Annotated in this window: 17 protein-coding genes; 4 read left to right on the top strand and 13 right to left on the bottom strand. The window is 62.1% G+C overall.

Annotated elements, in window-relative coordinates; genetic code table 11:
- Positions 1 to 109: 109 nt before the first annotated feature.
- From AWB83_RS13330 to tviB, 5 genes are all read right to left on the bottom strand, one after another.
- Positions 110 to 1,303: a hypothetical protein gene (locus tag AWB83_RS13330; RefSeq protein WP_087045981.1), complete on the bottom strand. Its 1,194-nt coding sequence runs from the start codon at positions 1,301 to 1,303 to the stop codon at positions 110 to 112.
- Between the two features lie 951 nt (positions 1,304 to 2,254).
- Positions 2,255 to 3,433 (bottom strand): glycosyltransferase family 2 protein, encoded by a 1,179-nt coding sequence (locus AWB83_RS13325; protein WP_159463049.1) that lies wholly within the window; start codon positions 3,431 to 3,433, stop codon positions 2,255 to 2,257.
- Positions 3,434 to 3,538: 105 nt separating this feature from the next.
- The gene (locus AWB83_RS13320; RefSeq protein WP_087045977.1) at positions 3,539 to 4,741 is read right to left on the bottom strand and encodes a glycosyltransferase family 4 protein; all 1,203 of its coding nucleotides are present in this window, start codon (positions 4,739 to 4,741) and stop codon (positions 3,539 to 3,541) included.
- Positions 4,742 to 4,871: 130 nt separating this feature from the next.
- Positions 4,872 to 5,933, bottom strand: coding sequence for an NAD-dependent epimerase/dehydratase family protein (locus tag AWB83_RS13315; RefSeq protein ID WP_279629086.1), 1,062 nt, complete (start codon positions 5,931 to 5,933; stop codon positions 4,872 to 4,874).
- Positions 5,934 to 5,996: 63 nt separating this feature from the next.
- Complete coding sequence (gene tviB / locus AWB83_RS13310) at positions 5,997 to 7,274, bottom strand: Vi polysaccharide biosynthesis UDP-N-acetylglucosamine C-6 dehydrogenase TviB (RefSeq protein ID WP_087045975.1); 1,278 nt, start codon at positions 7,272 to 7,274, stop codon at positions 5,997 to 5,999.
- A gap of 853 nt (positions 7,275 to 8,127) precedes the next feature.
- Between tviB and AWB83_RS13305 the strand changes: the two genes are divergently transcribed.
- Both AWB83_RS13305 and asnB read left to right on the top strand, forming a co-directional pair.
- A complete protein-coding gene (locus tag AWB83_RS13305; protein ID WP_087045973.1) occupies positions 8,128 to 9,315 on the top strand; it encodes a glycosyltransferase in 1,188 nt (395 codons plus the stop codon).
- Positions 9,291 to 11,288: an asparagine synthase (glutamine-hydrolyzing) gene (gene asnB / locus AWB83_RS13300; RefSeq protein WP_087046189.1), complete on the top strand. Its 1,998-nt coding sequence runs from the start codon at positions 9,291 to 9,293 to the stop codon at positions 11,286 to 11,288. Before AWB83_RS13305 ends, asnB begins: the two co-directional genes overlap by 25 nt.
- 799 nt (positions 11,289 to 12,087) lie before the next feature.
- On the opposite strand, the gene AWB83_RS13295 is transcribed toward asnB, so the two are convergent.
- Both AWB83_RS13295 and murJ read right to left on the bottom strand, forming a co-directional pair.
- The gene (locus tag AWB83_RS13295) at positions 12,088 to 13,464 is read right to left on the bottom strand and encodes a glucosamine inositolphosphorylceramide transferase family protein (RefSeq protein WP_244197716.1); all 1,377 of its coding nucleotides are present in this window, start codon (positions 13,462 to 13,464) and stop codon (positions 12,088 to 12,090) included.
- A gap of 91 nt (positions 13,465 to 13,555) precedes the next feature.
- Complete coding sequence (gene murJ, locus AWB83_RS13290) at positions 13,556 to 14,857, bottom strand: murein biosynthesis integral membrane protein MurJ (RefSeq protein ID WP_244197715.1); 1,302 nt, start codon at positions 14,855 to 14,857, stop codon at positions 13,556 to 13,558.
- 524 nt (positions 14,858 to 15,381) lie between these two features.
- Between murJ and AWB83_RS13285 the strand changes: the two genes are divergently transcribed.
- On the top strand, positions 15,382 to 16,395 hold the full coding sequence (locus AWB83_RS13285) for a GlxA family transcriptional regulator (protein ID WP_087046187.1): 1,014 nt from the start codon (positions 15,382 to 15,384) through the stop codon (positions 16,393 to 16,395).
- An 81-nt stretch (positions 16,396 to 16,476) separates the two neighbouring features.
- Here AWB83_RS13285 and AWB83_RS13280 read toward each other — a convergent pair whose 3' ends face one another.
- Together AWB83_RS13280 and AWB83_RS13275 are read right to left on the bottom strand one after the other, a co-directional pair.
- Complete coding sequence (locus AWB83_RS13280) at positions 16,477 to 18,837, bottom strand: penicillin-binding protein 1A (protein WP_087045969.1); 2,361 nt, start codon at positions 18,835 to 18,837, stop codon at positions 16,477 to 16,479.
- 98 nt (positions 18,838 to 18,935) lie between these two features.
- Positions 18,936 to 19,463: an Lrp/AsnC family transcriptional regulator gene (locus tag AWB83_RS13275; protein ID WP_087045967.1), complete on the bottom strand. Its 528-nt coding sequence runs from the start codon at positions 19,461 to 19,463 to the stop codon at positions 18,936 to 18,938.
- A 176-nt stretch (positions 19,464 to 19,639) separates the two neighbouring features.
- Between AWB83_RS13275 and AWB83_RS13270 the strand changes: the two genes are divergently transcribed.
- Positions 19,640 to 20,656, top strand: a complete 1,017-nt coding sequence (locus tag AWB83_RS13270) for a 1-aminocyclopropane-1-carboxylate deaminase (RefSeq protein ID WP_087046186.1) — start codon at positions 19,640 to 19,642, stop codon at positions 20,654 to 20,656.
- 9 nt (positions 20,657 to 20,665) lie between these two features.
- On the opposite strand, the gene AWB83_RS13265 is transcribed toward AWB83_RS13270, so the two are convergent.
- The 4 genes from AWB83_RS13265 to AWB83_RS13250 all read right to left on the bottom strand — a co-directional run bounded on the left by AWB83_RS13265 (position 20,666) and on the right by AWB83_RS13250 (position 24,289).
- A complete protein-coding gene (locus tag AWB83_RS13265) occupies positions 20,666 to 21,547 on the bottom strand; it encodes a nucleotidyl transferase AbiEii/AbiGii toxin family protein (RefSeq protein WP_087045965.1) in 882 nt (293 codons plus the stop codon).
- Positions 21,525 to 22,541 (bottom strand): type IV toxin-antitoxin system AbiEi family antitoxin, encoded by a 1,017-nt coding sequence (locus AWB83_RS13260; protein ID WP_087045963.1) that lies wholly within the window; start codon positions 22,539 to 22,541, stop codon positions 21,525 to 21,527. The genes AWB83_RS13265 and AWB83_RS13260 overlap by 23 nt, the downstream gene beginning before the upstream one ends.
- Before the next feature lie 225 nt (positions 22,542 to 22,766).
- Positions 22,767 to 23,087 (bottom strand): pyrimidine/purine nucleoside phosphorylase, encoded by a 321-nt coding sequence (gene ppnP, locus AWB83_RS13255; RefSeq protein WP_087045961.1) that lies wholly within the window; start codon positions 23,085 to 23,087, stop codon positions 22,767 to 22,769.
- Between the two features lie 116 nt (positions 23,088 to 23,203).
- Positions 23,204 to 24,289 carry an EpsG family protein gene (locus tag AWB83_RS13250; RefSeq protein ID WP_143750047.1) on the bottom strand — a complete coding sequence of 362 codons (1,086 nt, stop codon included), beginning with the start codon at positions 24,287 to 24,289 and terminating at the stop codon, positions 23,204 to 23,206.
- Positions 24,290 to 24,701: the final 412 nt, after the last annotated feature.

The raw sequence follows: 24,701 nt of genomic DNA, 5'->3' as shown, positions 1-24,701 counted from the left end.
GACAAAAAGGGCGGAGTCCGTGAAGGAATCTCCGCCCATTGGTGGCAGCGAGCGCCGCGAACGGCGCACTGCGCTGTCTCGCGGCTCGTCTGCCGCTCCGGTCCCGAGCTTAGACGATCTTCGGGTTCACGACCGAGACCTTCGGGCCACCCGAATCCCACTGACCAAGGTACCAGTTCGTCGTCCACACCGGATTCGAACTCGTGATCGAGCCGGTCACGGTGTGACCGTCCAGCTCCAGCCCGCCCACGCCGAACGGACCTGCGCCACCGCCGGTATCGGTATGGTTCGTGATCTGGATATCGACCGTTTTGGCGACCGGTCCCGGGAGGCTTCCGAGGTAGACCTGGATGGCCGCGCCGAGGCAGTTCTTGGTCGTCGGGCTGACGATCTTGATCCCCTGAAGCACTGCGTTGTTGTTGTCCGGCTCGATGTCGAGACCGCACTGCGGCGAAGTGCCGCCGATGTTTTCCCACAGCGGGTTGGTGAACGTGATCCCGTTCCCCGAGGTGATCGTGGCGCCCTGGCGACGGCAGCCGGTCGCGTGATGGTCGCTGATCGAGACGGTCTTGCTCACAGCGTTGTTCCCGCTATAGCTATTGCCGATGTAGATACCGTCGCCCCAGCAGCTGATCGTCGTCGGCGACGAAATCGTAACGTTCGAGCTGCCGGCGATCGAGATGCCCATGCCGAATTCGCCCGATTTCGCCGAATTCAGTTCCTTGCTGCCGTCGAGGTACGGAGCTTCGATGTTCACGTTGCTCACGTCCCACACACGCATGATCTGGTAGTCGCTGGAATTGTGAGCCAGCAGCTTGATCGAAGCGCCTTGCGCGAAGCGGATGTGGCTGTTGTTGCGCAGCGTGAGGCCGGTCGTGTCGATCCGGCTCTTCCCGGTGATCAGAAGAATCTGCCCGACCGACCCGTCGATCGCGGCCTGCAGCGCAGCGCGGTCATTGGTCGTTCCGTCACCCTTCACGCCAAAAGACGTATCGAGCAGCACGCCGCTCGTGCTGGTGTTGCTCGCGCCTTGCGAACCGGTGTTCGTGCTTGCATTGCTCGTCGAGCTCGCCGGACTTGCGGCGCTGGCAGCGGTTGGCGAGCTGGCGCTGGTGGAGCCGGATGCGCTCGAGCGTCGGCGCTGCCGGTCCGCCACGGAGTCCGCAACCGAGCCGTCGCCGCCGCCGCCGCAGGCTGCCAATGCCAGCGAGCCGGCACCGAGCACAAACGTGGAGATGAGCTTGCGACGCATCGTGCTGGGAACTGCGGATGCTTCCTGAATATCGGTTTTCGTCGAGGCCATGAGAATTTCCATTGAATAGCGACAGGCACGGCTCACAGAGCCGGGCTGATCTGCACTTGAAGAAAATGGGGGCGATACGGCATGAAGCTGCCGCTCTCGCGCCTATGTGCTTACGGCGCGAAATTCAAATCGCTTTAATCAAGCACTGGCGGATATCGTGTATCCATTAGGAGTACATACGTTATTTGCACGCGAGCAAATCCGCCGGATGTTGGAAAAGAAGATCCGGGCACCGTATCAATGCGTTGTGCTACAAGCGACTAACTAAGCGCCTCACACATCAGGACCAGGTCCAGCCGATCGGCAAATTTGACGCTGCATGTCCAGGCAGTCGCATCGTTTTCGTCGATGACATGACTGCGCGGACGTGGGTATCTCCATGAACGCTGAGTTCAGGCAGGATCATATCGTATGACTCAAGTAATCGGTACTCGTGGAAAAGTAAGTGAATGTAAAAACGACCCGCAAAAATTGAAATATGTTATTTAAAGAAGCCATTTCACGTAATAATAATATGAAATAAGACATGCTTATCGAACGCCAGAGCATTTTTACCCGGTAAAAATGTCGATCTAGGGTTTACGTGCTATTGCAGACGTTTAGCGGCCCGTGAGGCGCTTTTTGAGCGCGATTGGCGCAGGAAGCGCCTCGGGCGAGGGAGGGGAAGAAGCGCCGCATCGGCAACGATTTCCGCGGCGCCGATGAGCGGATGCGCTACGCAAACAAGAAGTCAAAATCATGACCACGTGATGCGTCGATACGACAATTCACCGCACCGGTATTATGGAATTAATCTCTGGACAGCGAATGATTTGCGCGCGTCGATATTCCAGGGCGAAATTCATATATCAATGCCCAGATAGCTTTGAAGCGCGCCTGATAAGGCGAGACCACGTTTTCGCGGCTTGGCCGATTTCGGACATTCAGGCAAGCGCGGGATTCCGGCAGTTTTCATAATTCGAAAAAACAAAGCAATTTCCAAAGCGCGTAATTGCGTGTGCGAAACGCGTAGTCCAGCGCGTCGCCCCTGTCGCCGGGGCGGCCGCCGTTGCACTCCTTTCGCAACGCCTCGATCTGAAGGCAGCCGAGGTAGAAGACTGCTTTCTTCACGTCGTCGTCGAAATTGGCAAGCCGCCGATACAGCAGCGCGCCGAATTGCGCCTTCACTTGTCTGAGGATATGGCTGTCGGGCGGCAGCCCCAACGATCTTCTGTCGGAGAGCAGTCTGGATACGACCCAATAGGCATCCAGGGTTTTCTCGTTTTTGGTCAGGCCGGCCGTCAGACCGCGCGGATTCTCGCGATAGTAATAAACCGGCTGCTTCACGCTGATGTACCCGTTGGCCAGGGGAAGCAGAATCATGGCGACGATCGAGTCCTCATATGCCATTCCTTCAGGAAACCGCACGTTCCTGAAAAGATCGCGCCTGATAACCTTGCCCCAGGGATAGCCAGACAATTCGGCGACGCTCGCGTCGGCGCGCGATGCGACGAATTCATCGAAGACCTGCATCCCCCGCACCGTATTCCCGACATCGACCGTCCAGTAGCTTCCCTGCACGACATCGACGTCATCCCGGATCGCGAGGGCGAGCAGGGTCTCCACACAGTCCGGCGGCAGATAATCGTCCGCGTCGACGAACATGAGGTACTTGCCTTTCGCACGGCGAATGCCTTCGTTTCGCGCGAAGGCCACGCCGCCATTTGTGACGCGCACTACCGTCACTTCAGGACGGCTCGCATAGCGCTCGAGAATGGCGGCGGAGCCATCCGTCGATCCGTCGTCGATGACGATCAGTTCGTATGTCAGCGACGTCTTCTGGTTCAGGATCGAGTCGATGCAATTTGCCAGATAAGCTTCGACGTTGAACACAGGAACGATAATGGAAAGACCGAGGCTGGCGTCCTCGTCGGCGAGGGCGAGCGGCGGCGGGCCGGACGGCCGGTACGGCCTCAATTGCTGTATCCGCGCTTCCAGTGCCTTTTCGTCGATGGCGGCCCTCGTGCCGCCGTTGATCAGCTTAAGGGCAGCCGCCAAGCACGACAGCGGAACGCGAGAAACGCGATCGAAGCTTCTGGCAACCGCATCCGAGCCGGTTGCCCTGGACATGTACCTGTAGACCTTGCTCATGCGCCCTCCGAAGACACGCATTGGTCGCTTCGATTCGCAAGAAACGCTGACGGATTGAAAACGGGCACGACCGGACATGACCGGTCGTGCGTGGCGATTCCGCTCTCACGGATGCTTGCTGGTATTCAGCACTTCGGCCGGACCCCGATCAAACGCGGCGCTCCGGCTTGGCAGCAACTCGAAATACACTGAAAGCGTCTTGTCGATCACGATGCGCTCGTCGAACTCCTGCAGAACCCTGTTGCGGGCGGCGAGACCCAGCTTTCTTCCGAGCGGGCGGTCATCGTCGAGCAGGCGAATCGCATCGGCCAGGGCAACGCTGTCGCGAACCGGAACCGCGAGACCATCTACGCCGTTCCTGGTCACTACCTCGCGGCATCCGGGCGCGCTGGTCGTGACGAGCGGCACGCCGCAAGCGGCCGCTTCGATCAGCGACTTCGGCAGCCCTTCGCGGTAGCTCGGCAACACCATGACGTCAATTTCCGACAGCAGCTTCGGCATGTCGTCGACGTGGCCGAGCCACTTCACGAGGCCTGCCTCGACCCAGCTCTCGACAACCGCCTTCTCGACGGACGCGGGATTGCCGTCGTCCGGCAGTCCGGCCAGGAGGAATTCGACCGTGCGGTTCTCCCCTTTGAGCGCGCGGGCAGCGGAGATGTACTCGTCGATGCCTTTGTCCCGGAGAAGCCTCGCTGCGAGCAGGACGCGCAGAGGCTTGTGATCGTCCACCGGCGTGTCCGGCCGCATCTGGAAACGCGTGAGCGACACGCCCGAACTTCTGATGAGCCTCAGGATCGATTCGTCGACGAGTTTCGAGGTTCTGAAGAACTCCAGGTCGTCCGAGTTCTGCAGGATCAGCGCGCTGCCGCGTCCGCCCAGTGCGAGTCGCATCGCGCAGACGACGAGCGGTCTCAGCGCACGCGCCTTCAGGTCGCGGCTCGTGAAGACATAGCCCATGCCGGCAACCGCATTGACGCGCGCCGGCACGCCGGCGATGCGGCTCGCAAGCGACCCGTAGACCGCGCTCTTGATGGTGAATGCATGAACGAGCGCAGGGCGCTCGCGGAAAAGAAAGCGCGCGAGCCACGCGAGCAGCGCCGCTTCGCGCAGAGGGTTCAGGCTGCGCCGGGCCATCGGCACCGGATGCCAGCGAAACCCGAGGGCTTCCAGCTTCGGTCCGTACTCACCGGGCGGCGAAAGGAGGACGACCTCGAATCCTTCGTCGCGGAGCTTGCGCGCGAACGAAAGGCGGAAATTGTAGAGATACCAGTCGGTGTTCGCGAACAGAACAACCTTGGGGATGTTCATGTGGTCTCCTTCAGGGCGGCTTCTTCCGGCCGGCGGCAGAAAGCGTGAGGGTGACTTGCCTGCGTTGCGTGATCGAATCGCTTGAGGCGCCCGCATCGGGCGATCGATGCGGGCGCGAAAGCGTCGTCGCTCAGGCCTGACCCAACCGCGCGAGTTGTCGATTGGAATGGCGAAGGCTCTGAACGTACCAAGGCATGGTCTTCAGCAAGCCTTCGAGTATGGCGATGCGCTGTGTATAGCCGAGCAGGCGTTCGGCCTTTTCCACGCTGGCCTGGGAGTGGCGGACATCTCCGATGCGGAACTCGCGGTACTTCGGCGCCCTGTCCGAGAACACGCCCTGGGTAGCCAGCGCCTGCTGCAGCGCCTTGTACAAGTCGTTCAGCGTCGTCCGGTCACCTACCGCCACGTTGTAGACCTGGTTCTTCGCCGACGGCTCCGCTGTCGCGGCGAGAATGTTGGCCTTCACGGCATTGTCGACGAAGCAGAAGTCCCGGCTCGTTTCACCGTCGCCGTTGATGTAGACGTCATCGCCCCGTATGAGCGCAGCCGTCCACAAGGGGATGACCGCGGCATAGGCGCCGTTCGGGTCTTGCCGCTGGCCGAACACATTGAAGTACCGCAGGCCCACCGAATCGAAACCGTAAGTTCGCGAGAAAACGTCTGCATAGAGCTCGTTGCACAGCTTGGTAACCGCATACGGCGATAGCGGACGCCCGATCTTCTCTTCGACCTTCGGCAAATCAGGATGATCGCCGTAGGTCGAGCTCGAAGCCGCGTAGGTGAAGCTCTTCACTCTGGCATCGCGCGCGGCGACCATCATGCGAAGAAAGCCGCTGTTGTTCACATCGTGCGTCGTGAGCGGATCATGGACGGAGCGCGGCACGGAGCCGAGTGCGGCCTGATGGAGCACGTAGTCCACGCCGTCGACGGCGGCGGCGCAGTCATCGAAGCTCCGTACGTCTCCTTCGATGAACCTGAACCGCGCCCACTGTTCGCTCGTCACGAGTTCGCGCACTTCGTCGAGATTGTGTCTGTAGCCGGTCATGAAGTTGTCGAGACCGACCACATGCTGGTTCAGCTTGAGCAAAGCCTCCAGAAGATTGGAGCCCACGAATCCTGCTACGCCCGTGATGAGCCAGTGCTTCGGGTTCCGCACAAGCTCCTCACGCACGAGATCGAAGCGATTCAACATTTTTCAGCCGTTCCGGTTGGCGGTAAGGGAATGCCGATCAGGCACCGCGTTCTTGCCTGCTGCTCAAAGACGCAGGTCGCTCTCGTGGCTTTCCAGGACATATTTGAGGTCATACACCACATGCTCCCGCTTGCCGTATGACCGTACCGTGGCCTCGTCCATGCGCTTGAACTCGCGATGGGCGACGGCCAGAATGATGGCGTCGTACATGCCGGACTCCGGCGCGTCGATCGGGTCGAGGCCATACTCGTGATGAGCCTCGTCCTTGGACACCCAGGGATCGAACACATCGATGGTCATCCCGTACTCCTTGAGTTCGCTGACGATATCGATGACGCGCGTGTTGCGCAGATCGGGGCAGTTCTCCTTGAACGTCAGCCCCATGACCAGAACGCGCGCGCCGGCGATAGGCATGCCGCGCCTGGTCAGCGCCTTCACGAGCTGAGACCCGATGTACTTGCCCATGCTGTCATTGAGCCGCCGCCCGGCGAGGATGATTTCCGGGTGATAGCCGATCGCCTGCGCCTTGTGCGTCAGGTAATAGGGATCCACGCCGATGCAATGCCCCCCGACGAGTCCCGGACGGAAGGGCAGGAAGTTCCACTTGGTGCCGGCCGCGTCGAGCACCGCCTTGGTGTCGATGCCCATTCTGTTGAAGATGATCGCCAGCTCATTGATCAATGCGATGTTGACGTCGCGTTGCGTGTTCTCGATCACCTTCGCCGCTTCGGCCACGCGAATGCTGGCCGCCTTGAACGTGCCCGCCTCGATGATCTCCCGATACAGCCGATCGACGATCTCGGCCGTTTCGGGCGTCGACCCCGACGTGACCTTGCGAATGTTCGTCACGCGATGTTCCTTGTCGCCCGGATTGATTCTCTCGGGGCTGTAGCCGACGAAGAAATCGACATTGAAAGTGAGGCCCGAGAGCCGCTCGAGCACGGGAACGCATTCTTCTTCCGTCGCGCCCGGATACACCGTCGATTCGTAGATGACGATGTCGTCTTTCTTCAGCACTTTGCCGATGGTCTCGCTCGCGCGAATCAGGGGCTCCAGATTCGGCCGCTTGTATTGGTCGATCGGCGTGGGCACGGTCGCGATGTACACGTTGCAAGCCGACAGATCTTCGATGTCCGAGCTGAACGTGAGCCGTCCGGCGCGCGCCAGCTCCTCGTCGCTGACTTCGAGCGTGAAGTCGTGGCCCTCGATCAACGCGGAGATGCGGCGGCGGTTCGTGTCGAAGCCCACCACCGATCGCTTCTTGCTGAACTCGACGGCGAGGGGAAGTCCGACGTAACCCAGGCCAATCACAGCCACGTTCAAATCGCGAAATTCGTACATGATCCGCCTTCGAGTAGACGTTACCTGCGTTGTTATGAGGACCGGGCAAGACTCCGGATACCGTGTCCTGTGAAGGTATTTCAATCAGCTGGATATAAGCGACCTATGCGCTTTGCGACCTGGACCGGCCAAGGGAAACGACTCGTCCAAATCTCGCATTCAACCGTGACAGGCGATACTGCGCTGCGGTAGTTTTCATTGGTCTTCATTTCGGATGCGCATGCCGTGTTTTCAGCGACGGCATTCCTTATACGATTAAAGCGTAATGCTGCAATCCTAATAATCATAAGAGTGCGTGGCGGCAAAGCGCCGCCGGGCAAAGCGGCGCGGCGCGTGCGCCTCGATCACGAGACCTTGTGCGAGCACGGCGAGGCCAAACTTAGTGAACCTAAAATTTCAAGGGAAAGCAAAGAGAAAAAGCTTCTGTGCTTACATTGCTCGTGGTGCAATGCGATCTACCCGTCGATCTTATACATGATTGGATGCCGCGAGAGTAGGGCTTTCCTTAGGTGCGGAAATACGATGCGCGCTAGGTGTTTTAGCGCACATAAATAGCAAACGTGGGCGGACGTTATGCTTTAAGCTTTCAGAGCTTGACGTGGGCGCTCGAGGTCGTGCGGCTTTTTATGCGCGCATATCTCGCTGTCAGGCTGATTGCAGGCATAGCCGCCTCCGGACGATTCGGACGTCGAGCCATCGTGTTTCTCGGGCTCGGCAAATCAAACTGCACGATCGTCCGTCTCAATTGAAGCAAGCCGTGATAGTGCAACGAGCAAGGACGCATGAGGGCAGCGCAGACGCTCGGCCCGAGTGATCGTGTCTTCGAGAAGTTCCACCGGGACAGGACTATCGGATGAGGATCTTGCACATCATTTCAGGTCTCGGCGTGGGCGGAGCTGAAACTCTCCTTTACCGCCTGGCGCAGGTTTCCCGGGCCACTCATGCGGAACATCTGGTCGTTTCTCTTTCGTCTGTCGGAATCATGGGCGGCAAGCTGCAGGCGCTGGGCGTCGAAGTACGCGCGCTTGGCATGGACAATGGCGTGCCGCAGCCGCTTCTCGTTCGCCGTCTGATCGACTGGATCGTCGAGTTCTCGCCTGATGTCGTGCAGACGTGGATGTACCACGCCGACCTGCTCGGCGGATTCGCGGCGCGTATCGCGAGACGCATGCGCGCTTCGAGGACGGCGGACCGCTTCGGTCTCTTGTGGTCGATACACCAGAGCGAATATCCGACCTTCAGGTCCGAGCCCAAGCTCGGCGTCGTGGCGAAGTGCTGCGCGATCGGCTCATCGAGGATTCCCGATCTCATCATCTGCTGTGCCGAGACGGCCAAGGCGAATCACGTGCGAGGCGGCTACAGCCCGGCTCGCATGCACGTCATACACAACGGTTTCGATGTCGAGTCGTTCAAGCCCCGGCCCGAAGCGGGAAGCAGCCTGAGGCGCCTGCTTGGAGTCGATGAGAACGCACCCATTGTCGGTATCGTCGGCCGCTACCACGAGGTGAAGGACTACGACAACTTCATCGCCGCCATCGCTCGCGTGCATGGTCGGATGCCGGCGTGCCGTTTCGTCATGATCGGGCACGAACTGAATGACGACAACCGGGCGTTGCAGGCGTCACTCGAGCAAGCGGGCGTGCGGGCGCAGTGCCATCTGCTCGGCCCGCGGGACGACGTCCAGGCCCTGGTGCCGGGATTCGACGTCTTTTGTCTGTCCTCGCGAAGCGAGGGCTTTCCCACGGTCATCGGCGAAGCGATGGCCTGCGGCGTTCCGTGCGTGGCCACCGATGTCGGAGACACGGCGGTGCTGATCGGCGAGGTGGGCCGCGTGGTGCCGCCGCGAGATTCCCGCGCGCTGGCGGAGGGTCTCCTGTCGGTGCTGTCATTGTCGGATGAAGAGCGGAGAAACATCGGGGCGCTGGCGCGCAGCCGGATCCTTTCCGTCTTTTCGATCGACTCGACGTGGCAAAAATACGAACGCGTATATGCGGCGGTCAAAGAAGGAGCATGGGCATGTGCGGAATTGCGGGCTTCCTGACTTGCGATCCACTGGATGAATCGACCGCCGTTCCACGGCTGCGCGCGATGTGCGACAGTCTGGAACGCCGCGGTCCGGACGACGCCGGATATTGGGTCGATGCCCCGGCCGGCGTCGCACTCGGGCATCGGCGATTGTCGATCGTCGATCTTTCGGAGTTCGGTCACCAGCCGATGACTTCGGCCTGCGGCCGCTACGTGATCGTCTATAACGGCGAGATCTACAACGCGGAGGATTTGCGCAGGAATCTGGATTCGGTATCGGGTCCTTCGAACTGGCGCGGACACTCCGACACCGAAGTACTGCTCGCGGCCATTGTCCGATGGGGCATCGAAGAGACGCTGAACAAGGCATATGGCATGTTCGCCTTTGCCTTGTGGGATCGACAGCAACGCGTGCTGACCCTGGGGAGAGATGCACTGGGAGAAAAGCCGCTCTACTATGCGTGGCTGGGCAACACCTTCGTCTTCGGTTCGGAGCTGAAGGCGCTGCGTCAGCATCCGGCGTTTTCCAATGTGGAGATCGACCGTGATGCGCTGACTCTGTACATGCGCTACTGCAGTATTCCAGCGCCGCATACGATATACGCGGGCGTTCATAAGCTGCTTCCGGGCGCGCTCGCGACAGTCCGGCCCGCGCACGCCGACGTAACGGTGCGCAAGTACTGGAACCTCGAGGATCTGGTCCTGCGCGGCCGTGCGGATCCGTTCACGGGAACCGAAGAAGAAGCCGTCACGCAACTCGATGGCGTGCTTCGCGAGGTGCTGAAGGATCAAATGATCGCCGATGTACCGCTTGGAGCATTTCTCTCGGGCGGCATCGATTCGTCGACCGTGGTCGCGCTGATGCAGGCCCAGAGCGCTCGTCCGATCCAGACGTTCTCCATCGGATTCGATCAGGCGGGCTTCAACGAGGCCACGCATGCGCGCAGCATCGCCCGGCATCTCGGCACGGATCATCACGAACTCTATGTGACGCCGGCGCATGCGCTGCGTGTGGTGCCGCAACTGCCGCTGATCTATGACGAGCCGTTCGCCGATTCGTCGCAGATACCGACGTTTCTCGTTTCGCAGATGTGCCGGCGTCATGTCACGGTCGGCCTGTCGGGCGACGGCGGCGACGAGATGTTCGGCGGCTATAACCGTCACGTCGCGGCGCAGGGGCTATGGGACAAGCTGAGCCGCGTGCCCTTGCCGGCACGTACCCTGACCGCGCGCTGTGTTCGCGGACTGGGCGCGAAGCGTCTCGATCGCATGGCTGCACCGCTGCTCGGCATCATGCCGCAGAGCTATCGCCACACACAGTTCGGAGAGAAGTTGCTGAAACTCGCGGATGCAATGAGCGCCGAAGGACTGGAAGCATCATATGAGCGACTCACGTCCGCGTTCGATGCCCCGGAGCAGATCGTGCTGGGTGGCGGCCCGCGGGTCGCCGCGCGGTCCGCGGCAAACGGCTTGCCCGCCGACCTCAGCAATGCCGAACGCATGATGTACCTCGACGCCATCCGTTATCTGCCAACCGATATCCTGGCGAAAGTCGACCGGGCCGCCATGCATGTGAGCCTCGAAACCCGCGTGCCGTTTCTCGACCGGCGCGTGGTCGAATTCGCCTGGCGCCTTCCCTTGGCCATGAAAGTGAACAAGGGCGTGGGAAAGATCGTGCTGCGCAGGCTGCTCGATCGATACGTGCCGAGGCAGCTGTCGGAACGGCCGAAACACGGGTTCAGCGTGCCGATCGCCTCATGGCTCCGGCATGACTTGCGTGAGTGGGCGTCGGATCTCCTCAGTGGCGATCGGCTGAGACGCGAGGGGTACTTGAATGAACCCGCCATCAGAAAGATGTGGGAACAGCATCTCGCGGGCACCCACGACTGGCACACGCGGCTCTGGGCCGTGCTGATGTTCGAGGCGTGGATGGATGCGAACCGATCCATTGACACGAAGACATTGGACCTGCTGGACGCATCGACCTGAGAAACGGTTCGCCGCCGCTTCGAAGAGCGTCCGTCGAATTGACCCTCGCTGCCAGTCATCATCACAGCGCGGCTTCGCGCCTTGTTTACGTACGTTCGTACGACGAAGCCGTGCTGCCTGCCTTTTCGCTCTCCTCCTCAAGACACATGACGCGCGCGGTGCGCAATGCTGTTTATCTGCGTCCGAATCGTCTGAACATAGACGCCCGTTGATCCGAACTTGATTGAACGCGACGTCGGTCGGCGGGTCGAATCAGTTCTGGTAAACACGCAAACGGGCATTCGTTATGCTTGCCGTTCTGACCCAAGCGCTATGTATCCGTCACTTCCGGGCACCGCCCCTGAGACGCGCCCCTGATCGGGGATGGCATCCATAAAATGGTGCAAGTCTGTGCACCATCACACGTAACGCCGGCGGTTGTCTGATAGTGACGTAATGACGTGCGGGAGCTTACGTGCGCTTCCGCACATAAAAGCCTCGCGTGTTAGAATAGGACTTAACGGCGCTCTCGTTCACGCCGTCCTCTGGCGATCCGTCATACGTTCGGCCCATTTCTGGCAGCGTGCAATTCACGGAGAAGACATGTACTGGCTCAACGTGATCGGGACTTTAGCGGTCGGGGCCGTCGTAGTTCTCGCAATCGTCGCTTTGTTCGATATCGTAATACGCGTACCGCGCACGAAGCGTCTGTCGAGCGACCAATCGGTCGACGATTCACGACATCCCGCTACGAACCGCGCCGAGGCAGCGCGCCGACAAGAATTCACACGTTCGGAAGGGACTGAGCGCTAAGCGAGCGTTATCGCAAAGACAGGCGCCTATACCCCGTTTGCGCTTTCGCACGCTTGTAGACGTTCATTTTGATGTCCACGACAGTGACATCTCCCGTTCTGTTCCATGTGTGCAGACCAGATCGCTCGGAAGGCGCGTCCTTGACGAGAATCGGCGTCTCCGCATATTTCAGCGGACTGAGTTCCGTAATCTCGCAAAAACACAAAGCCGCTCCGTACTCGCGCTCGCAGTCCTGGGCCGGCCGGATGAGACGTCCGCTCGAATCCCTGACGATGTTGCCCGCCATGCGCGCGCGGCGGCAGTCCGACACGATCGGATTGGCCGGATGCGCTTGCCACGGACCGAAAGGCGATGGACCGTGGTAGAGATGCAGTTCGTCCCAGTTGGGACCGCTGCCTTGTGCGACGCTGGTAAAGAGCCACCAAGTGCCGGATTCGTGATATAGCGTCGTGTCGGCCGCCACGATGTCTTTCATCAGCGTCGCATGATGCACCCAGCCGGTGGGAAACGGCGCCGCGCGATACACCTCGATGGTGCGATTCTCCGATGTCTCCGGAATCATGAAGATCTCGCCCGCGTGTTCGAACAGAAACGGATAGGAAAGATGGTACGGCCGTTCGAGAACCACCTGCGGCGGCGCATTCCATGACTTCGAGACGGGATCGAGCGTGACATGCGAGATCACGCCCTTGTTCGTCGAGTACGGAAGGTCTTCGAAGAACACGTGATACTGGCCGGCCGAGTCCAGCCATGGAAAAGGATCGGCGTAGAAACGGTCCTTGGGCGATGGTATCTCCAGCCACCATTTGGCCTCGTCGGCAACGGAGATGTCGCCGGTCGTCCGCTCGCGCCCCGATGCATCCTCGCTGTGCAAGGCAATGCCCCAGTGGTCGCTGCGCGATACCGCCCTGCGGAACTTGTTGAAGACTTTCTCGCGCAGATGCTGTGCCGCGAAGCGCATCACATCGACGGCCGAGGTCCGCACGTCCGTGCGCGAGACCTCGATCACGGGCAAGTCGCCGGGCTCGGCGGTGACCTGAAGGCGATGTCGCGCGCGATCGCACAGGAGACGATGACGTTCGAGCGCAATCGAAAGCGACGCGCAGAAAAAACAGCGGTTCTGAATCGCGACGTGCGATTCCGCGATGAGGTGAGCCTGCCCGTCGGGACCGAGCCACACGACCTGCAAGTGAGGCGTGCGCCGTTGAAGCAGCGTCTTCCACAGGCTCGTGATGCTCCAGGCGCCGTTGTAGACCACGGCGCATTCGGGCGCGTCGAGCCGGTCCGGGACGGTCAGGTCGCGGCCGTGCGGCGCCCGATACACCAGGCGCTCGACTGCCATCCACAACTCGAGCATCAATGGGAAGCGCTGGTTCATATTCATCGTTGTTCGGGCATGAATGTCGGAAGAGCTGCCAGATTCCGGCGAGCCTGCGGCAGCGCGGGGCTCGATGAACGCGTGTCCGGCCCGAACGCTAATCGTCGCCGACGTGCGACGCACTCGGTTCGCGCGACTGGCCGGGCGGATACATCAGAAACGCAAAATAGCCGATGAAACTCGCGGCGGCCATCAGGCCGGTGGCGAGGATCACGCCTTGTGCGCCATACACCGGAGCCAGCAGCATGTTGCCACCGAGCTTGACCACGAAACCGACGAAGGAGATGACAGTAAGCGCCCGAAAGCGCCCTTCGCTGACGAGCAGCTGAATGAGGACGAAACAGCCGAATGCGAACGGAAGCTGAAGCAGGCCCATGCGAAACACGAGCGTCACTGCAGCCGTGACTTCGGCGGTGAACGCGCCCCGCTGGAATAGCACCGCGATGATCCATGGTGCGAGCACCCAGGAGATCGCAGCACCAATCGCGCCGATCGCCAGCATGACGATCGACCACTTGAACGCGGTGTCCCGCGCGCGGATCTCGTCCTTCACTGCGAGCATCTCGGCCAGGATCGGCAGGATGGCGCGGCTGATAGCGAGTGCTCCCATGCCGATCAGCAAGGCCAGCACGCGGTTCGCGTAACCAAACGTGGCGATGGCGCCGTCGCCGACCTTTGCCAGGAAGTATTGATCTACCGGCGCGAGTACGCTGATCATGATGCCGCCGAACAGCAACACGCCCAACGAATGCAAGGTCTTGCGCCAATGGGGTGAGTGAAACGAAAGCCGTGGCCGCGCGGTTTGATCGTCGACGTTCCTCGCGACCATCCTCAGCAGAAGCGCTTGCAGGGCCAGGCCGAGCGAGGTGCCCAGCATCAGCGGAAGCAGCGAGTCGCGATGCGGCACGACGAGAACGCAGCACAGCAGGGCCAGCGCCGGAACGCATTCGAGAAGTGTATTGACGTGCTTTTCGCGCGCCTGCAATCGCGCGGCGGTGATGCTGACCGTGAAGCTCAGCACGCCGACCGGACCCAGGCCGGCGAGCATGTACAGGCACTTGGTCCGGGTCTCCTCGGCAAGATTCCCGGCGGTGAAATCGATGACGAACGGGCCGCACAACACGAGGATCGCGGTCAGCATGATGCCGAGCACCAGGCACCAGCCCTCGAGCTCACCCAGAAACTGCGACAGTTCTTCCTTCTTGCCCCGCATGCTGACGAAGAGCGGGACGAGAAGAACGCTCAATTCATTCGTGAGCGTCATGGGAAGCCAGGAAACGAGCGTGAGCGCGAGCTGATAGGCGTCGACGGTACCGCCGATTCCATACCGGTAAGCAACCGCCATCTCCTTGAAAGCGGCCGTTCCCTTACAGAGAAAAACGAACAGCGAGACGATCACGGCGCTTTTCGCGATGCGCCGATGGTCCGTATGGACGTTCAGCAAGCGTCTTCTTAACACGCCGATCGCAGATGTCAGCACGTCTTCTCCGGAAGTTGGACACAGGCATCAGTCTTTCGATTCGTGCGTGAACGTCCGGCTGATGCACCTGCTTAATCGAGAGGCGCCGCGAGACAAGCAAACTATACCGTCGCGGGCCGATGGCGTGTAAGGCATTCTCGTTCCTTGCACGCCATCGTCTAGTTGAAAACGGTTTCGTATGACTAATTTTCAGTCAGAGCGATGCGTTTCTCCGATGCATCTTTCGACCACGCGCGGAAAGCAGCACGGACGATCTGTCCGTCGACGAAAGCGCGGCTTTCTTCGCACGATAGCCGTGCTGCACGAGCGGGTCGTTGGTCTACTGAATCATGACAGCAGCGCGGGGCGGACGTCCATTGGAGGAACTTCAAAGGAAGGGTTTCTTTCGCGCGCGGATCACCTATGCTTTCGCAGGTTCCCTCACTGAGCGAATGCATCGCCACATGTCACCGACACGTGACAGCCGCTGTGACAGCCGCAACGCCCGCGACCTGCACGAGCTTCGCGTCACACGAATCGGCTTTCTGCTACTCGAGCATTTTTCGCTCATCGCGCTCGCCGCCGCGATGGATCCCTTGCGCATCGCGAACGTGATCGTCGAGCGGCGTGTGTACGACTACCGGCTCGTCGCCGCGCAGGCGGGCGCGGTGCGATCGAACGACGGCACTCGCGTGATGCCCGACGCGCTCATCACCATCGATGACGACTTCGACATGGTGTTCGTCGTCGGGTCGAATCCGGTCGCGCGCAAGGGGCTCGGCACGCTGCTCGACTGCCTGCGCGTGTTTGCGAGAAGGGGCATCGCGCTCGGCGGGCTCGATACGGGTAGCTATCTGCTCGCGCGCGCCGGGCTGCTCAACGGCTATCGATGCACGATTCACTCGGACGACCAGGATGTTCTGCTCGAGCAGTTTCCGCAATTGGTCGTATCGAACCGGCGCTATGAAGCCGATCGTGACCGCTACACGAGCAGTGGCGGCATCGCGCCGCTGGACCTCATGCTGCATCTGATCGGCATGCCGCCCGGCAGCAAGGCGCTGGCGGCGCGCGTGCTCGAACTGCTGGTCGATGAACGCCGGGGCCATGAGCGGAGGCCGGTCGCGTCGCTGCGACAGTACATCGCCGAGGAGCACGCGAAGCTCGACGAGGCGCTGCAGATCATGGAAAGCAATGTCGAGGAGACACTGTCGATTGCAGAGATCGCGGACACCATGAACGTTTCGCAGCGACAACTCGAACGCTGGTTTCAGGAGCGGCTCGGCAAGACGCCGGCGAACGCGTATCTCGAGATCCGTCTTCTGCGTGCGAGGCAGTTGCTGTATCGCACCGCGAAGCCGCTCGAGGAAGTGTGCGCGCGCACCGGCTTCAGCTCGATGACTCACTTCTCCACGCGCTACAAGAAGCAGTTCATGATCACGCCGATCGCGGATCGCCGGCGTTATCAGGTCGCGCGCTGATTCGAAGGGCTTTCGTACGTCCGGTTTGCGATGAGCCGGGCTTCGCTCGTCGCTGACGCACGAATCAGCCACGAGTGAACGTCATTGCCGCGGCGCGGACGCAGGTTCGGACGGCGCCTGCGCCGCGCTCGCAGTTTCACCCAGCGCGGGCAGGATCGGCGGCATCGTCGTGAACACCGGCGATTGCGGCGGCGCTTCGGTTACTTCGGCCGCCGGCTCCGCGGGCGCGCGCTTCGCGCGCGCCGGATGCTGCGCCGTGGTCTGCGCATTCTTCGGCGCGGCGGGCTTCGGCGCCTTCGAGAATGTTGCGTCGATCCACGTGCGCAGGCGCGTGACGAACGTCTGCCATTTGCCCGGCGTTTCCTGCGTGTCGAAACGCACGCGCGCGTCGATCAGATGCGAGCGCAGCGTGCGCTGCATGAAGTCGCCGACGATCGGCAGCGCGCTGTGCGCGCCTTGTCCCCAGTAGTCGCTGCGCAGCGTGACGCGGCTGTCGTTGAAGCCGACCCAGGCGCCCGCCACCAGTTGCGGATGCATCAGAATGAACCAGCCGTCCGCGTTGTCCTGCGTCGTCCCGGTCTTGCCCGCGACATCGGCGCGAATGCCGAAGCGCGTGCGGATCATCGTGCCCGTGCCGCGATTGACGACGTCGCGCATCACGTCGACGAGCTTGCGCGTGGCGTCGACCGAAAGCGCGCGTTCGGGTGCGCTCTCGAACTGCGCGAGCACCTCGCCGTCCCGGTTCTCGATGCGCGTGACGAGCAGCGGCTCGATGTAGCTGCCGTCATTGGCGATGGTGCCGTACGCCGACACCATCTCCTTCAGCGTCACCGGGCTCGTACCCAGCGCGAGTGACGGCACCTCGTCGAGATGGCTCTCGCGCACGCCCATGTCGCGCGCGAGCCGCGCGACGCGTGCGGGCCCGACCGATTCCATCAGCTGCGCGGTGATGCGGTTCTTCGAATACGCGATGCCGTCGCGCAGGCTGACGGGCCGGCCCGAGGGCGGCGAGTCGTCGGTCGGGCGCCATGTTTCGGCGCCTTTCACCGGAATCTCCACGGCCTGATCGACGAACGTGTCGGTCGGCTTCGCGCCGCGCTCGAACGCCGCGCCGTAGACGAAGGGCTTGAACGTCGAGCCGGGCTGGCGGCGCGCCTGCGCCACGTGGTCGAACGGGTCCTGTGTGAAGTCGCGGCTGCCGACCCACGCCTTGATCTGGCCGTTGCGCGGATCGAGCGCGACGAACGCGGCTTGCACGCGCGTCTTGTTCTCGCACAGCGTCTGCATGAATGCGCGGTCCGTGCTTAGTTTTTTGAGGGCGTCGGCATCGCTCATGCCGCCGTCGTGCGCCGCGCGATAGTCGCTCGTCTCGCGGATGAACGCATGCGCGAGATCCGCGTTCGCGTTCGCGCAGCCGCCGCGTCCGCCCCACGCGGCGTTGGCGATCGATTGCAGCTGATTGCCCTGCAATGCGAGCGCGTTCGTCGCCATCGTCTGCAGGCGCGAGTCGATGGTCGTGCGCACGACGAGGCCATCCGAATAGATGTTGTAGTCGTTGTCGTCGGCCCAGGCGATGAGCCACTTGCGCAACTGCTGCGCGAAGTGCGGCGCGCGGCCCGGCTCCTCCGTCTGCCGCTCGAAGTCGATGCGCAGCGGGCGCTTCGTGAGCGCATCGAGCTTCGCGGCCGGCAGATGGCCGAACTTCACCATTTGCCCGAGCACGATGTTGCGCCGGTCCAGCGCGCGCTCCGGATTGATCACCGGGTTGTAATAGCTGTTGCCCTTCAGCATCCCGATGAGCGTCGCGCTTTCGAGCGCATCGAGCTCGCCCGCGGATTTGCCGAAGTAGGTGCGGGCAGCCATTTCGATGCCGTACGCGTTATAGAGGAACGGCACCGTGTTCAGATAGGTTTCGAGGATCTCGTCCTTCGAATAGACCGCTTCGATCTTGAATGCGGTGATCGCTTCCTTCAGCTTGCGCGTGAGCGTCTGCGAGCGGCCGATTTCTTCCGGATACAGGTTGCGCGCGAGCTGCTGCGTGAGCGTCGAGCCGCCTTGCCGGTCGCCCGAGAACGTATGCAGCGCCGCCGATGCCGTTCGCCCGAAGTCGATGCCGTGATGCCGATAGAAGCGCCGGTCTTCCGTCGCGATGAGCGCGTCGATCGCCTGCGGCGAGATTTCCTTGAGGCTCACCCACTCGCGGTGCGTGGGCTTGAACTCGGCGAGCAGCTTGCCATCGGCGGAATAGATCTGCGCCGGCTGGTCGACCTTTGCCTTGCGGATATCGCGGATGCCGGGCGTGAACGGAATCAGCACCAGCACATAGAGCAAGAAGAGCGGGGGCAGAACGAGCAGCGTGCGAGGCCGCAGATGCGGGCGCAGCCAAGGTAGAAGGCGGGCCAGAACCGCTCGGGCCCTGGCTTTGAAATCGGACGCGGTCACAACGAAACGGGATGTCCAGACATGGAAAACCCAGAATCGTAGCGTAATTTTTCAGCAGGCTTGCCGCGCGGGTGGTCTATTTCCGCGCCTGGCCGCTATCACGCCGCCCTCGTTCCCGCGGATTCGCCGATCGGAAACGCCGTCGTGGAGAGAATCTCGCGCAGGACGACGAAGGTGCGGATCTGCCGCACGCCCGGCAGATAGAGCAGTTTCTCGGCATGGAGACGGTTGAAGCTTTCGCTGTCGCGCGTGCGGATCAGCATGAAGAAGTCGAACTCGCCCGTCACGACATGGCACTCCATGCAGCCCGGCACCTTCTGCGCCGCCTTCTCGAACGCGGCGAAGGAGTCCGGCGTGGAGCGGTCGAGGATCACGCCGATCAGCACGAGCATGCCCGCATCGAGCGCCTTCGGGTCGAGCAGGGCGACGGTCGCGCGGATCAGCCCGGCCTCGCGCAGCCGCTCGACGCGCCGCAGGCACGCGGGCGGGCTCAGATTGACCTTCTCGGCGAGCGCGACGTTGGAGATCGACGCATCGCGCTGCAACTGACGCAGGATCGCGCGATCGACGCGATCGGTCTGAACGCCCGCCGGGTGCGGCCTTCGGTCGAGGGTAGTTTTTTTCATTGCGTCAGAGCGGGATTTTGCGAAACGAAAGTTCGCAAAGAGGGGAGGACATCCAGAAACGTTAGGTCGAACAGCTTTTTTTTGCAACCCGGTGGAGGGTGGGAATCTCTACGATTGTGCTCAGGCGTTGCCGCGTGCGCGGCGGCCGTAGTCCCACCATTACGAGGATGCCGATCATGAACCTGCAACGTTTTCCCCGCTATCCGCTCACTTTCGGACCGACGCCCATCCAACCGCTTAAGCGCCTTTCCGCGCATCTCGGCGGCAAGGTGGAGCTGTACGCGAAGCGCGAGGACTGCAACAGCGGGCTCGCCTTCGGCGGCAACAAGACGCGCAAGCTCGAATATCTGATTCCCGAGGCGCTCGCCGAGGGCTGCGACACGCTCGTGTCGATCGGCGGCGTGCAGTCGAACCAGACGCGCCAGGTCGCGGCAGTGGCCGCGCATCTCGGCATGAAGTGCGTGCTCGTGCAGGAGAACTGGGTCAATTACTCCGACGCGGTGTACGACCGGGTCGGCAATATCCAGATGTCGCGCATGATGGGTGCGGATGTGCGGCTCGTTCCCGATGGCTTCGATATCGGCATTCGCAAGAGCTGGCAGGACGCGATGGAAAGCGTGCGCGCGGCGGGCGGCAAGCCGTTTCCGGTTCCGGCGGGCTGCTCGGAGCATCCGCTCGGCGGTCTCGGCTTCGTCGGATTCGCGGAAGAGGTGCGCGCGCAGGAGGCGCAGCTCGGCTTCAGGTTCGACTACGTCGTCGTGTGCTCGGTGACGGGCAGCACGCAGGCGGGCATGGTCGTCGGCTTCGCGGCGGATGGGCGCGCGCGGCGCGTCATCGGCATCGATGCATCGGCGAAGCCCGCGCAGACGCACGATCAGATCCTGCGCATCGCCAAGCATACGGCGGAGCTGGTCGATCTCGGTCAGGACATCACGCGCGAGGATGTGATCCTCGACACGCGTTTCGGCGGCCCTGAATATGGTCTGCCCAACGAAGGCACGCTGGAGGCGATCCGCCTTTGCGCGCGGCTCGAAGGCGTGCTGACCGATCCCGTCTACGAAGGCAAGTCGATGGACGGCATGATCCAGATGGTGCGCAACGGCGAATTCCCCGAAGGCTCGAAGGTGCTTTACGCGCATCTCGGCGGCGTGCCCGCGCTCAACGCGTACAGCTATCTGTTCCGCAACGGTTGATGCCTTTCTTTATGCGGACTCGCGGAATTCCAGCCTGAACGCGTCGAAGAGCGCGGCGATTCTTTCGCCCGTATCGGCCTCGAAGACCGGCATGCGGGCGCCAAGCATGTGCGCGAGGATCGGCGGCGCGGGATCGTCGAGGCGCAGGATCGCGAGAATCTGTGCGCGGACGTCGTCGCCGGCGAGGGCGGCCGTATCGCGGCCGAGCAGCGCGGCGCCCGCGATGTCCGGATCGTGGCCGTGCCGTTCGACGAGGTCGAAGGCATCGGAATAGAGCCGGTCGAGGTTGCCCGCCTGCGCGTAGCGCGCCATCAGGAAGAGCAGGTCGATCGCATCCTTGCGATCGGCCGCGTGCCGGTCCTGCCACGCGACGATCTTGAGCATCGCCTGCGCGGGCAGCGACGCGACCGGCACGATCAGATCCGCCGCGATGCGCACGGCAAGCGCCGCATCGAGCGCCTGCCGGAAGCCCGCGACGTTCATCCGCACCGACCAGTCGGGCGGCCACGCAATCTCGCCATGCGCGTCCTGAACGCCGCCGAACGGCACGATGTCGAGCCAGGTGCGCTCGCCGGTCTTCGGCACGCTGTAATTCAGCCGATGCGCCGAGCCTTTCGGCGCCTTGAAATTTCCCGATGCGAGCAGCGTGCGGCGCAACGCGTCGTGTCCGGTCCAGCCTTGAATCGAAATGCCGATGTCGACGTCGGCGGTCGCGCGGATCGCCTCGATGTCGTGGACGTGCGTGAGCAGGATGTCGCGCGCGCTCGCGCCGCCGACGAACCACGCGATGTGCGTCGCCTCCGACGCGGCGACGACTTCCCGCAGCATCGCGGCGGTCGTTGCGGCGAGCGGCCGATGGGGCAGCAATTCAAGCGGCAAGGTAGCGTTCACGCAGCATCCTGGCGGTTTCGAGATTGCGCGGGTCGCCGCTTCCGACGAGATCGGCATAAACGAGCAGCGGCGCGACGACGTTCGGCGGAAGTCCGTCGACGGGTGCGAGCTTCACGGGCGCGCGCAGGAATTCGACGTTTCCGGCGGGGTCGGGACGCAGCCGCGCCTGCATGATCCATTCGCGCGGCACGGCGTCGGCGCAGTAGGCAGTGACCGTCGCCGGCTTCAGATATTCCGTGAGGATCGCCGCGGCGGGCTCGCCGCCGAACTGGCACTGGCCCGGCAACCCGGGCACATCGCGCCACCAGTCGTTCGAGTCGGCGCGGTAGCGTCCGAGCACGAGCGATTCGCGCAACTGGCGCGGATACAGGGTGACCCATTCGTCGATCAGCCGTTCCCGGTCGGCGAACTGCAGGCCGCGGCCGTCGGGACGCTCGAAGACATCGCGATGCTCGACCAGCGCACGCACGGCGTTCTGCACCGTGCCGTGGCTGACGCGGGCAATCTGCGCGATGTCGCGGTAGCCGCGTTCCAGTAGCGGCGGCGTGATGAGCAAGGCGAGCGTGACGCGCAACGTCGACTTCGTCCACGTTCGCGAGCGGCGCGTTTTGCTTTCGGCGACGCGCGGGCGGCCGGAAACGATCACGACGCTGTTGCCTTCGATGAGGCTCGCGTTGCCGGCGAGGTCGAGCGCGTCGACGTGCATGTCGCGGCACGCCTGGATCATGTGCGGCGAGAGATGCGTGGTGACGAGCGTGGGATTTGCGCTGTCCGATGTGCCGATGGCCGACAACGCGCTGTATCGGTCGACGATTTCCCGCACGATGACGGGACGCCTGAAGCGCGCGGTTCCGATGCGGAATTCGATGGCGGCGTCGTATGCGCCGCCCGCCGGCGGCTTCACGCGGCGTGCGGTGAGTCCGGTCGCATCACTGAAGGCGGCGGCGGCCGCTTCGACCATTTGCTCCAGTTGACGATCGGCGCGCGGCGGCATGACGAAGTCCGGTTGTCCAATTTTCAGAATTGTACACGAAACGTGGACATCGATAAAAAATGGACAAACCGTGCGCTCATCGCGTGCGGATCGTCCGTTTCCTGCCGGTTTCCAACGGCACCGGCACGAACGGCGCCCTGAAATGATCGACCAGAAAGTCGATGAACGCCCGCGCCCGCGAAAGGCCTCGAAAAAAAAACGGGCGCTCCGTGCGCCCGTTTCACATCAGAGATAGCTGCAGACGTAGTCGAGCGTTTCGATCACGTCGATATCGAAGCGGCTCTTGCCCGGCACCCGGAAGGATTCGCCCGCGCCGTAGGTCTTCCACTCGTCGCTGCCTTCCAGGCGGATCCGGCACTTCCCGGCCTGCACTTCCATCAATTCGGGCGCATCGGTGCCGAAGTTGAGCGTGCCCGGCAGAATCACGCCGAGTGTCTTCTTCGTGCCGTCGGCGAAGAGCACGGTGTGCGACACGCACTTGCCGTCGAAATACACGTTGGCGCGTTTGATAACGGAAACCTGATCGAATTGCGATGCGGCCGTCATGGCGGTCTTCCTTGAAGTCAGCGGATGTGGATGCGGCGCGCGAGGCTCATGCTCGCGCAGGCCCGCCATCATACAGGCCGCGGCCGGGATGCGGCTCGCTGGAGCGCCGGTTCGTGCTATCCCACGAAGTAGTAGAACACGCCTTTCTGATAGGCGAGATAGACGTCCGCCATGATCATGACGTACAGCACGGCCGTCATCCAGAGCGTGATGGTGCTCCTGACCCGTATCTCCTGGAGGAAGAACGGAAGAAGGAGGGAGATGAGGTAGAAGACCCGGTCCTTGCCGAATGGAAAAAACAGGAACGCGCAGACGAGGTAAGCGATGAGGCCCAGATGCATGAGCCCCAGTTCGCGCAGCGGGGAACGCATGTACAGCGGCCGAACGTACCGGATCGACATGATGAGGAGCGCGGAGGCGAAGCAGTACGACAACATGAGGACGAGCAGGTTGACGGAGAACTCCGCCTGATAACCCGCATAGTCAGCGATACGCCGGCCGCCGAAGGCGTCGAACAGCATCGGCGCGCTCAAGGACAACAGCGCGCCCGCGATGCCGACGGCCGGAATCGCGATGCGGTTGTTCGGGCCGCTCAGGCGCGCGACGATCAGCAAGATAGCGGGGAATGCCATCGTCGTGTGAATGGTGCTCGCGATCAACAGGCCCAGCACCGGGCGGCGCAGCACGACGCAAAACATCATCGCGACGCCAAACGCGAAGCCTTGCCTGATCTGGTACAGCCCCGTGACGGCGAGCGCCGTTGGAATCACTATCCACAACACGAGTCCCAGCAGCGGACGACGCAAGCGTGCGAGCGAGCAGAACACGAGACCGTTGGCCAGCCCGACCGTGAGCCTGATCGCGCCATCGGGCGTGAAGCCGAACCAGTTGACGAGGATGATCCACAGCCGCCAGCCGAGCTCGTCGGTAATAATGCGCGGAATGAAGCCGAGGCCGAGCGGGTGACGCTGGACATAGTCAGAAAACCAGTCCGGACCTGTGAGCTGGAAATACTCGAGATACGAGTCCTGATCGGGCAACGTGGGCACCGGCCGGCCGGACGTGACGAGAAACCATATGACGTAAGACGCAAGCAGCACGAACGCCCATCCGGCGGGCGTGAGCAAATAGGGCGGCTCGCCGCTCCCTGTGCGGCTCGCGCCCATCGAGGCGGAGTTCTTGCGCAATGCTAGGTTTTTCATGATCGAAAAGAAGATGCGTGAACTGCGCCCTGGGGCATTCCGTTTCGTATTCTTGCCTCGATTCGACGCGACCGCAATCGACACGATCGCTATCGTCAGTCTTGATCGATCAGACCGGGGGTGGAGACACTAACGCGTGTTGCGCCGCTTGAGTGCGCTTCCGACAATGGTGCATTCCCGAACGCGCGAAGCGTGCGCTGGCGCACATAAAAGCAGGGTGTGCTGGAGTCGCTGCAGGCATCGCGCCGCATACGGAATAAACAGAACGGGCGATGCGGCTCACATCGCATCGCCCGTTTCATGCAAAGCCCTTTGAAGACCGTTGTTGCAAGAAAGGATCAGTCGAACATGTCGGGCTGCGTGGCGACGAGGTCGTTCCAGATGGTCTGGAAGTGCAGCCAGCCGATGTAGT

It is taken from the genome of Caballeronia ptereochthonis, assembly GCF_001545075.1.
Classification (GTDB): domain Bacteria; phylum Pseudomonadota; class Gammaproteobacteria; order Burkholderiales; family Burkholderiaceae; genus Caballeronia; species Caballeronia ptereochthonis.
This window is presented reverse-complemented; position numbering and strand designations above follow the sequence as displayed.